The sequence below is a fragment of the Lysinibacillus sp. FW301-JW8 genome, assembly GCF_058788755.1.
Genome location: NZ_JBYTBB010000109.1, coordinates 1 through 10,621, shown reverse-complemented (window position 1 = coordinate 10,621; position 10,621 = coordinate 1). Strand labels below are relative to the sequence as shown.

Annotated in this window: 8 protein-coding genes; 3 read left to right on the top strand and 5 right to left on the bottom strand. The window is 36.2% G+C overall.

What is annotated here, in order from left to right; all coding sequences use genetic code 11:
- Window positions 1-109: 109 nt before the first annotated feature.
- Both AC3WOM_RS25730 and recU read right to left on the bottom strand, forming a co-directional pair.
- Window positions 110-2,782, bottom strand: coding sequence for a PBP1A family penicillin-binding protein (locus AC3WOM_RS25730; RefSeq protein ID WP_492448907.1), 2,673 nt, complete (start codon window positions 2,780-2,782; stop codon window positions 110-112).
- Complete coding sequence (recU, locus tag AC3WOM_RS25725; RefSeq protein WP_492448906.1) at window positions 2,779-3,429, bottom strand: Holliday junction resolvase RecU; 651 nt, start codon at window positions 3,427-3,429, stop codon at window positions 2,779-2,781. The genes AC3WOM_RS25730 and recU overlap by 4 nt, the downstream gene beginning before the upstream one ends.
- A gap of 414 nt (window positions 3,430-3,843) precedes the next feature.
- Here recU and AC3WOM_RS25720 point away from each other — a divergent pair, with 414 nt between their 5' ends.
- From AC3WOM_RS25720 to AC3WOM_RS25710, 3 genes are all read left to right on the top strand, one after another.
- Window positions 3,844-4,038 (top strand): endonuclease, encoded by a 195-nt coding sequence (locus AC3WOM_RS25720; protein ID WP_427549022.1) that lies wholly within the window; start codon window positions 3,844-3,846, stop codon window positions 4,036-4,038.
- A 230-nt stretch (window positions 4,039-4,268) separates the two neighbouring features.
- Complete coding sequence (locus tag AC3WOM_RS25715; RefSeq protein WP_492448905.1) at window positions 4,269-4,655, top strand: YppE family protein; 387 nt, start codon at window positions 4,269-4,271, stop codon at window positions 4,653-4,655.
- A complete protein-coding gene (locus AC3WOM_RS25710; protein ID WP_492448904.1) occupies window positions 4,627-6,900 on the top strand; it encodes a DEAD/DEAH box helicase in 2,274 nt (757 codons plus the stop codon). The genes AC3WOM_RS25715 and AC3WOM_RS25710 overlap by 29 nt, the downstream gene beginning before the upstream one ends.
- Before the next feature lie 1,210 nt (window positions 6,901-8,110).
- On the opposite strand, the gene AC3WOM_RS25705 is transcribed toward AC3WOM_RS25710, so the two are convergent.
- The 3 genes from AC3WOM_RS25705 to AC3WOM_RS25695 all read right to left on the bottom strand — a co-directional run bounded on the left by AC3WOM_RS25705 (window position 8,111) and on the right by AC3WOM_RS25695 (window position 10,535).
- Window positions 8,111-8,377 carry a gamma-type small acid-soluble spore protein gene (locus tag AC3WOM_RS25705; RefSeq protein WP_427549017.1) on the bottom strand — a complete coding sequence of 89 codons (267 nt, stop codon included), beginning with the start codon at window positions 8,375-8,377 and terminating at the stop codon, window positions 8,111-8,113.
- A 663-nt stretch (window positions 8,378-9,040) separates the two neighbouring features.
- The gene (locus AC3WOM_RS25700; RefSeq protein ID WP_427549015.1) at window positions 9,041-9,190 is read right to left on the bottom strand and encodes a YjcZ family sporulation protein; all 150 of its coding nucleotides are present in this window, start codon (window positions 9,188-9,190) and stop codon (window positions 9,041-9,043) included.
- Window positions 9,191-9,920: 730 nt separating this feature from the next.
- Entirely contained in the window at window positions 9,921-10,535 is a 615-nt protein-coding gene (locus AC3WOM_RS25695) for a DUF3862 domain-containing protein (protein WP_492448903.1), read from the bottom strand.
- Window positions 10,536-10,621 lie beyond the last annotated feature (86 nt).

Sequence of the window (10,621 nt, the reverse complement as noted above, 5' to 3'; positions counted from 1 at the left end):
AACGGAAATCACCTTCATTTTGACTAAATATTCACAAAAAGTCCCTTGACTATTTAATTTTTCAACACTATGAAGAGGAGCCATCAATAATGATGCTCCTCTGCTTTTTTTATTCTGTACTATCGTTTTCTTCATTTGGAACGACAGGATCGGTCGGTGGTGTAGGTGGTTGACCACCGTTAGTAGTGCCATCATTGGTGTTGTTACTACCATTATTGCCACTACTGCCGTTATTACTATCAGGGTTGCCATTGCCACTGTTATTACTATTTCCATTACCATTTCCATTGTGATTGCCATTATTACCATTGCCATTACCTTGATCAGGTGTCGTTGGCTGTTCTAAATCAGGCTCATTCGGAGTATCAGGCTCTAGGTTTTCATCTGGCATACTTGTCACTTGGAAGGAGGCTGTACCTGGCTCACTTCGTGTACCGTCCACAATAGCGACGACAGAAATCGTGTAATTGCCATCCTCTAAATTGTTTGCAACTGTTAGGCCTTTGCTTTCTGTTGTCCCAAGAGAAATTGTTTCCCCGCCTTCACGTGTAGCTGAGACCTCAAAGGTAGTTGGCAATGGCTCGTTTGTTTCTGGATTCAGAATTGCATCATGTTCCCAAGAAATATTGATTGATTGAGCGCCTAAATCTAAATTTGCTGAAACATTATAAGGTGTTGAAAGTTCAGGTGCCTCGTACTCATTCGAAACTTCCGTAGGCTCTGTGCCACGAATAAATAGCTCAGTTTGACGTTTGTTATTTGGTGTGAAATCACTTGCTAATTTCAGCGGTTTTGAGCCTGCCTCAATTGTAACCTCTACAACAGAGCTTGGTTTTTTGAAACGAGGTGTTTCAACATTCGCCGAAATTTCTTTCATTATTTGCTTAAATAGATGTTGTGGTAAACGACGTTCATCCCAAGTTGTGATAGGGTCGAAGTGTTTTTCATAACCGCTCCATATGGCGATTGAATAGTTAGTTGTATAACCTGCAAACCATGAATCTGGCACACTTGTGTTAGGTAAGTTGTATTTATCAAAATCAGCTTTTGAATAGTTAGTTGTACCCGTTTTACCTGCAATATCTAACCCAGAAACATTGGCAGCAGTACCTGATGCATCAGGCTTATTGCCAACTACATCACGTAGCATATCTGTTACCATGTAAGCTGTGTAATCACTCATCGCAACATCAGACTTTGGTGTATAATCCTTTGTTGTTTTACCATCACGGTAAACAATTTTTGATATTGCATGAGGATCAGTGTAAACACCATTATTACCGAATGCTGCATAGGAAGCTGCCATTTGGATAGGAGATATGGCAATATCCCCACCACCAATCGCATCAGATTCATAGACGTTTTTCGCCTCAATACCTAAACGACCAATGAATTCCTGCGCCTTATCAGGACCAACCTCTTTTAAAGCTTTTACAGCTGGAACGTTTCGGGAAGCATATAATGCCTTACGAGCTGTCATAGCCCCCATATATTTACCATCCCAGTTTGTAATGGTTTGCTGAGTTCCTGTGTATTTCATAGGTTCATCCACAAGTGTTTGACCTGTTGACCATTTTAAATATTCGATTGCTGGACCATAATCCAATAATGGCTTCATAGTAGAGCCTGGTTGATTTTGTGTTAAATCGTCTGCATAGTTCCAACCACGATTGCCATAATTGCGTCCACCACCGACTGCTTGAATTTGACCAGTTTTAGTATCTACAACAGCTACACCGGATTGAATTTTTTCTGTTGGGAAATTACTATCATCATTCATGATGTTTTCAACAATTTGTTGAGCATTTGGATCAAGTGTTGTGTACACCTTAATGCCTTCTGCCATTGCAGTACCATCACCGTTTTTCTCTAATTCATTTAGGACGATATCAAGGAATGCATCATATTTAGAGCCAGCAAATTTTTGACGTGTTGTATCATCGGCTAAGCCTGCTTGAACGTCTACTTTTTTTGCTTCTTCCATTTCTGCTTTTGTAATTTTACCATGTTGATACATTAATCCTAAAACAGTATTACGACGCTTCTCTGCAAGCTCAGGATTTTTTAATGGGTCGTAAGCATTTGGACGCTGTACTAAACCTGCAAGTAATGCTTCTTCATCTAACGTTAAATCTTTTAAATCCTTACCATAGAAATATTGAGCGGCTGTTCCAAAGCCGTATACACGACCTGACATAAGCATTTTATTAAAGTACATTTCAAAGATTTCTTCTTTTGAATATTTACGCTCTAATTGAAAGGCAAGCCAAGCCTCCTGTGCTTTACGTTTTAATTTTTTCTCGTTTTGTAAAAAAGAGTTTTTCACAACCTGCTGTGTTAAAGTTGAAGCCCCCTGTGATCCAAAACCATCACGGAAGTTGGCAATAATTGCCCCGCCAAGACGATAAAAATCCATACCATGATGCTCGAAAAAGCGTACATCTTCCGTAGCCAGGATGGCATTGATCATATCCTCAGGTATATCTTCATATTTTATATATTTACGGTTTTCTGCACCAATTGTTGCAAATAGATCACCATTTTTATCAAAGAACTCAGAAGAAACAGGATCCTTCAGTAATTCTTCCTTTAGCTCAGGTGCGCTACTAGCATAAAAAGCGAACATCCCAGCTCCTCCAATAAAACATGCTACCCCTATTGCCAACAGTGTTAAGAAAATGCGCTTAAACCATAATTTTCCAGATGATTTAGGTACTTTCTTTTTATTTTTTTGAACGAGAGCTTTTTGACGCTCACCGCGTGTTTGACGACGTTCAGTCATTCTACAATCTCCTCACTTTCAGAGCCATGGCTTTTTGCTTCAATGAGCTGCTGGATAATCGGTAAATAGTTAATACGTGGATAATAGCTTGTAGGAATTTCGAAAGCTTCTCTTTCAATCGTTGAAAAAGGTATCGATTTACGCTCACCATTCTCCATTGCTTGCCAGGCCTTTTGTAAAACTTCGTATGGCACAATAAAATATCGTTCAAAAGCTGAAAAACGAACGATAATAAAAGCCACACCATTTTGTTCCGTCACTTGCTGCATATGAGTCATTTGATGTAAGTGTATATTTTTTAAGGGAAAACTTGTTTTGGAAGCTGTTTCCTTTGCATCAAAATCAATATAATGCCCTTTCCAAACACCATTATAATCTGTTGTTGAAGGAGTTCGGAAGTATGCTTCGCGAATTACTGCAGCACTTCGTGATGGATACTCTACTTTGACGATTTGTACAGGAACAGGTTTCTTATGAATGATAGCAAATCGTCCTTTTATATAATAGTCGTTTGCTTCATTGATTTCATCCTCTAGTGTTTTCCCTCGATTACTAAAAGAAATTTCTTTGTTATCATCCTTTTTTGACCCATTTTGAAAAGCTCGATGTGGGGTATACAATTTCCCATTTGGATAACGAATTGTCACTTAGCTCACCCTCTATAATACTGCAATATTATATACAATAGTTTACCATGATTCAGTAGTAGTTCTCCACCTCTGGCTAGTTCAATCTATAGCAAGAATCTTACGACAAGAATCAATCAAGATAGTACACTTTCCGCCTTCTGGAGTCGAAAAGTTGTCAAAAAAAAGCTGTGCTTTCTACTCAAAATGCCAAAAAAACAGATAAAGTTTTCAACCAATTCTGTAGTAAATTTGTCCTCTCTATTTGCTCCAATCTAGCTAGAAGATTATTCAGACAACAGAGCCATAAAGATGTTTTAATAAAAAAATATCGAAATTCTTCTTCTTTCAGCTAACTTACGCTTTTTTTGTCATGCATGAAGGTAATTTTATACATGCGAGGAAATACATAAGTAAAGCAAAGGAGGCGTTGTATTGAATAAGTTAGAACAATTAGTTGCGCAGTTGGATCTGGTCAATCAATTACTTATAACAAGAGTGTCTTTGGAAAGCAATGCACATAGCATGCATTTTTTTATGCAACTTGAAGCTGTTAGCCAGAAAGTAAGCTTAGCAGAAAAGAACTGGCAAGTAAAGAATGCTTGTTCGCCTATAAGTAGTGAAAAATGATAGACTTTGGTACACTTATCTCATATGCAAAGTAACTCCCTCAATATGAGTATTTTAAATACAATATTTACCATCGTGTGTGAGTTGAGAGAGACATGCTATTATTATAATGAGCTTCATATACAACTTGCTTGTCATGTATCAGTACTACCATACATGCTGAAGGAGAATTTTTAAGTTCAAACGAGCAATGTATGTAATTGTTGTAATGAATGAGATGAGGTGCGAAATTGTTATTAATACAGCAAACTTCCATATTAATAGATGAATGTGAAAAAAGTGTTGCTCGCTTTTGGCAAATGCGTGAAGAGGACCGCACACCTGATTTTTATAAGGAGGTTAAGCCACATGCCGATGCGATTCATCAACTTTTAAAAGGGTGGCAACTGGATGCGAATTTGTGGATTCAAAAAAATAATCCAAAATATATGCATAGCCAACAAATTGCTTCTGTGGTGGAATCCATGGAGCAATTTGTTGTGCAATCTTTTTTTAAAGAAACAAGTAAAAAACGCTTTTTAGATGCTACTCATTCTACCTCCTTTACATTGAAGAATTTTGAACGAATCGTGAAGGAGGGAACAAAAGATGTTATCCAAAAAGAGAACCATCAATGAATTATTAAACGAGTGGAGATATGATGAAGAATTAAAAGAACGCATTTTACACTGGCAGACACTTGAAGGGCGTGAAGCAAAATATGCCCCTTTCCCTGGAAATTTACATCCTTCTCTAGTAAAGGCACTACAGGCAAGAGGTATCGAGCAGCTTTATACACATCAACGAGAAGCCTTCGATTTGGCGCAGAGTGGTACGTCCTTTACTGCTGTTACTCCAACAGCATCGGGGAAATCATATTGCTATCATCTTCCAGTTCTTCAAACAATATTAGAGAATAATAATGCTAGGGCTATTTATTTATTTCCGACAAAGGCTTTAGCACAGGATCAGAAGAATGATCTAAATGAGTTAATTGAACAAAGTGGAGAAGAGATATTAAGCTACACATATGATGGAGACACCGCACCTGGAATTCGTCAAAAGGTGCGCAAGGCAGGGCATATTGTAATGACAAACCCCGATATGCTCCATTCAGGAATATTACCACATCATACAAAATGGGTATCTCTTTTTGAAAATTTACAGTATATCGTTATAGATGAATTGCATACATATAAAGGTGTATTTGGTTCACATGTAGCCCATGTTATACGCAGACTCAAGAGGATCTGTGCATTTTATGGCAGTAAGCCAGTATTTATTTGTACTTCAGCAACTATAAAAAATCCAAAGGAATTAGCAGAACTTCTAACAAATGAGACCCATGTATTAATTGCTGATTCGGGAGCGCCAGTTGGTAAAAAAACGTTTCTATTTTATAATCCGCCTATTGTTCATAAAACATTTGGCGTGCGTCGTAGTGCTGTCTTAGAGGTAAGTGACCTAGCTAAAAGATTATACATAGCAGGTATTCAAACCATTATCTTTGCTAAAAGCCGTGTAAGAGTAGAAATGATAGTTACTTATTTAAAGGAGCTGACACGAAACAAACTGCTTGATGAATCGGTAAGAGGCTATCGCGGAGGCTATTTACCTTCTGAGCGAAGAGTGATTGAACGTGGTCTTCGAGATGGTACTATTCAAACAGTTGTTAGTACAAATGCTTTGGAATTAGGAGTCGATATTGGACAGCTTCAAGCATGTATTATGACAGGTTACCCAGGAAATATTGCAAGTGCCTGGCAGCAAGCTGGCCGTGCTGGTCGTCGGCAGGACGAGGCATTAATTATTTATGTAGCGCAATCATCTGCATTGGATCAGTATGTGGTCAATCATCCACTCTTTTTACTTGGTAGTTCACCTGAAGAAGCACGTATTTATCCCGAAAATATGTTAATTTTAATGGACCACTTAAAATGTGCAGCTTTTGAGCTACCTTTTTCCACACATGATGCATACGGAGAATATGAAATTCAAGAACTATTAGATTATCTAGCAGAAGAAGGCGTTGTTTTTAAAACAAGCGATAAGTGGCATTGGATGAGTGATCGTTTCCCTGCTCACGATATTAGTCTGCGCTCAGCTTCTCAGGAAAATGTTGTAATCATTGATATGACAATTCCCGCGCAAACAAAGGTCATCGGTGAAATGGATCGTCATAGCGCAATGACATTATTGCATGAAGAGGCAATCTATTTACATCAGGGCATTCAATTTCAAGTAGAAAAGCTTGATTGGGAAGAAAAGAAAGCTTTTGTCCGTGAAGTAGATGTCGATTATTACACAGACGCTAATCTAGCAGTTGAAATGAAAGTGCTAGAAGAAGATCGTAATAGAGATTATAAGGGGGGCACGATTAGCTTTGGTGATGTTGGCTTAGTTGCTCAGGCCACACTATTTAAAAAAATAAAGCTCAATGAAAAACATGATAATATCGGTTCGGGTCCAATTCATTTACCACCTGACGAAATGCATACTAGCGCGTCTTGGCTATCTTTTAATACGCCAAGTATTTGGTCAGAGGCGGAGTTAGATGCAGCTATGATTGGTGCGGCTTATGCCATCAATGCTTTTATTCCGATCTTTATTCAATGTGATAGTAGTGATATTGACGTTGTGCCTCAAATAAAGGCCACGCATAATGAACTACCAACATTTTTTGTTTATGATAAGTATCCTGGTGGTATTGGTCTAAGTGAAAAAGTATACGATTTATGGGAAGATTTATTAACAAAGACACAGCAACATGTCGCTAGTTGCCCTTGTAGTGTTGGTTGCCCTGCATGCATAGGCGCACAGGATACCTTGAATGATTCAAAAGGGTATGTTGTAAAATTGTTAAGCTATTTAGTGTCTAACTAAAAGGTATAACTCAGAAGAGGGGAGTATTGGGGTATTCCCCTTCTAAATATGAAAGTAATAGATGTACATTGTCGTGTTCCTTAAACTACCTACGTGGATTGAAACAACGCTTTAAATTTTCCTCACGTATAAGTTTGTCTATCATTTTCCTGTTTATGCCTGTGATTTTTTTGAGTTGACACCCTGATGCATTTGGATGTGATTTCAGGGCTTTCTTAATCATTTATTCTTTTCTCTCATATTTCAGGCCCCAACCTATTAGGCGCTAAATGTTTAAACGGACCAAACCATTCTTGGTATTTAACAAGTGTTATATGATTACTTTTGAAATGTTTCTGCAAATGTTCAAGTGAAACGTCTTTGTTTTTATTTTAAGTATGTTTTGAATGGTCTCATATTTTTCTTTTGCAGCCTCATACATTTCTCTTTCTTTTACAGCTTCCATCGTTTTGATGTCAATACTAATGTCCAGTGTGTTTCAGTTTCTTTTACAGTCATATTGGCATTCCTTTCATAAGAAAAGAGCTAGACAATAAGCCTGCTCTTTTCCGTTATTAATATTTTGCGCAAAATATTAATGATTTAGTAAGCAATAACATTTCGGAATATGTCTTTAATGTTGATAATGAAATCATCATAAAGTACTTTTCGTATTTTGTCATGTCGTGTGGTAGAAGGGGAAAGTACCTCAACCATGAAATCAGGTGCACATTTTGGATTAGCACCAAGAATACCATACTTATACTTCCTTTTCTTGTTTTTCGCCATTAAAGCAAGGTTAGTATGCATATAATTAAAAAATTAAAACACAAAATGCAATATTATTGAACAATTTGGGGAAGTTAGAGGGTTAGCACGTACGATAAGGGTTTGAGGTAATGCAAAAGGATGCTATCACAAAGTAAATATATGTAATTTTAATTGAAAACATAACATTTAAATAAAAAGGGTCATTTCCTAAAACGGAAGTGACCAAATGTTGTGATTTGAATTATCTTCTTTGAGGAAAAAAAGTTGTGAAGTTGTTATTTTCTTATGACATTCCTATAATACGTTTCATAAACAAATGAACTTGGGCATTTATCATTTAAAGGCAATAAAAAACTGCGACGATCGCCAACGCCACAGCTCAAATTAAATTGCAAAAGGAATGTATATTGCGGAAACAAAAAACCGGCAAAGGTTGCCGGTTGTGATGATATATTTAAACTTATTTTGTATTGTTTTCGTTTGCAAATCGACCAGAAGCAAATTTTTTGTTAGCTTCTGCCTGTTGGATTTGCTGTCTAATTTGATTAACATCAGTCTCGCTTCCGAATTCTTCGTTCATCGAGTTCGTTGAACCAGAAGCTTGTTTTTTGTTAGCTTCTGCCTGTTGGATTTGTTGTTTAATTTGATTAACATCAGTCTCATTTCCAAATTCTACATTCATTGCATTTGGAATTTTTGAGTTAAAGTTTTGATTGTTGTTTGCCATTGAAAATCACCTCCTGAAATTAGTTTGTACAGAAGGTGCTTAAGTATCCGTAATTTTTTTAACCAGATTTATTTAATATCATTTTTGTTGTAGAAACAATTAGAATCACTCGGTATAGTAGTAACCAATTTAAATGTTAACTTGGATATTATATAGTTTATTGCTTTGAAAAAATAAAAAAGCCGTAACAGCGAGGTCGTTACAGCTTCAAGTAGTGTGTGTGAAAAAATCTCATGACAACTTTATCATTTCTAAATTAAATCTAAATTATACCCATTAATTAAAAAAAGGACATTTTCTGTTTAGAAAGAGTGGTTAGAAGACGATATGTCTAATCTTTAGTTGAACATCATGTCAGAAAGAAAATTACAGGGATAGCGCGTGCGATAAATTTAGGGTAATACAAGAGGATGCTATCCCGAAGTAAATATATGTAATTTGAATTGAATTTATTACAACTAAATACAAAAGGGTCATCTCCTAAATAGAAAATAAACAAAAATGTGATTTGAAATGTTAGGTTATGAAATAAAAAAGTCGCAGGTTGCAATTCACTGATGACATTACTATATTATACAGCATAAATAGGTACACATTTGACACTTGATTTTATAAACTATAAAGGGGTCACCAGGCTGGGAAGTGACCCTTAAATCGGAAATATTAATACCCTGTATTCATGAAAGTAGCGCCGACAATTATTAGAAGTATAAATAGAACAACAATTAAGGCAAATGATGAACCATTACCATAACCGCCGCCGTTATTGCCACAGTTATTAATGCCACCAACATTTCCACCATAGTATCCCATAAAAACACCTCCTTTCTACAATATATAATATGTTAACTGTAGAGATGAAGTAGGGTGTTAAACCATTCAGTTGTAGGCGTTAAAAAATATATTTTTGTGAGATAAGTCAATAAAAAAAGGGTCACCTGGGATAGGAGTGACCCTTAATAAAAAAACTCGGAGGTGTAAGGCTAAATTAGCTTTACATTACTATTAATATGACGTGATAGCTGTGTTTGTATAGTGAATTGTCTATGAAATAGATTATAAAAATAAAAAAGCTATAGTGCATGACACACTACAGCTCAGAATTGGTTACCATTTACGGTTTGTCCTAAAGCATTATATCACAGATTAACAATACTACATTATAAAAGCATCAAGGTCTGGAATCAATTTATAAAAGGAAACAGTATTATTATTATCAATTAATTAGTAACCAAAATTTAAAAACTCATTGGTAGCAACTTGGATAACATCTTTATCATCTGAAGTAAGTTCTCCTAAGAAGTTAGACATACTATCACCTCCATTTAGAAATTATTCTAACCAAATTAAAAGATTGAAAATCAAGAAAGGTAACATGCAATTATAAGAAATTAACAAGCAAGGTAGGTGCAGCATATGAAATGGTTACAGGATTACCGAAGATTAGATGAGGAAACCACATACCTTGAACATAATTTAATTTACTCTAAAAAAGGGTAAAGCCAGTTGCATTCCACAGGGGATAGTACATTTTGAGTGACTATTATTTTAAACCTATTTGAGTTTTATTCATTAATTTACCGCCTTGGAACATTAACGATGCATTGGCACCTAAAGCTGTGCCATTATAGCTGTACATTACTACATCACCAGATTCAGAAATGACTGCACCCTCACCACCAAGAATTTCAAATACTTTTTCTTTTGTCATGCCATTTTCAAGCTTATTAAATTGGTCAAGAGTAATTTCGATATCAGATGTTTCCACTCCGATTTGTGCTTTATTGATTAGTTTACCACCTTGGAACATCATAGTAGAAGATGACAAGACACCATCTGTCTCAAATTCATACATTACGGTATGAAGAGGTTCACCAGCTGAACCTGTTTCAGAAAGAACTTTACCTTTGACACCAACAATTTTAACTACTTCTTCATATGTCATACCTTCTTTAACTTGTTTAAACTTTTCTTCAGTTAGTTTACCATTCTCCTCTTTAGTGGCCGGTGCTGATGTTTCTTGTTTTGTAACATCCTCTTTTGATGTCTCAGTCACTGGTTTTTCCTTTTCACCTGGTTCTTCTTTTGTAGTCGTTTCTCCGCACCCTGCTAATCCAAGACTTAATACTAATGCTGCGCTAAATACTAATTTTTTCATCAAATTATTCCTCCCTCTATAAATGTTGATATATCAATGGTTCACGCCACTTTTACGTGTCAAAAAAATTTTTTTCGACACATCCA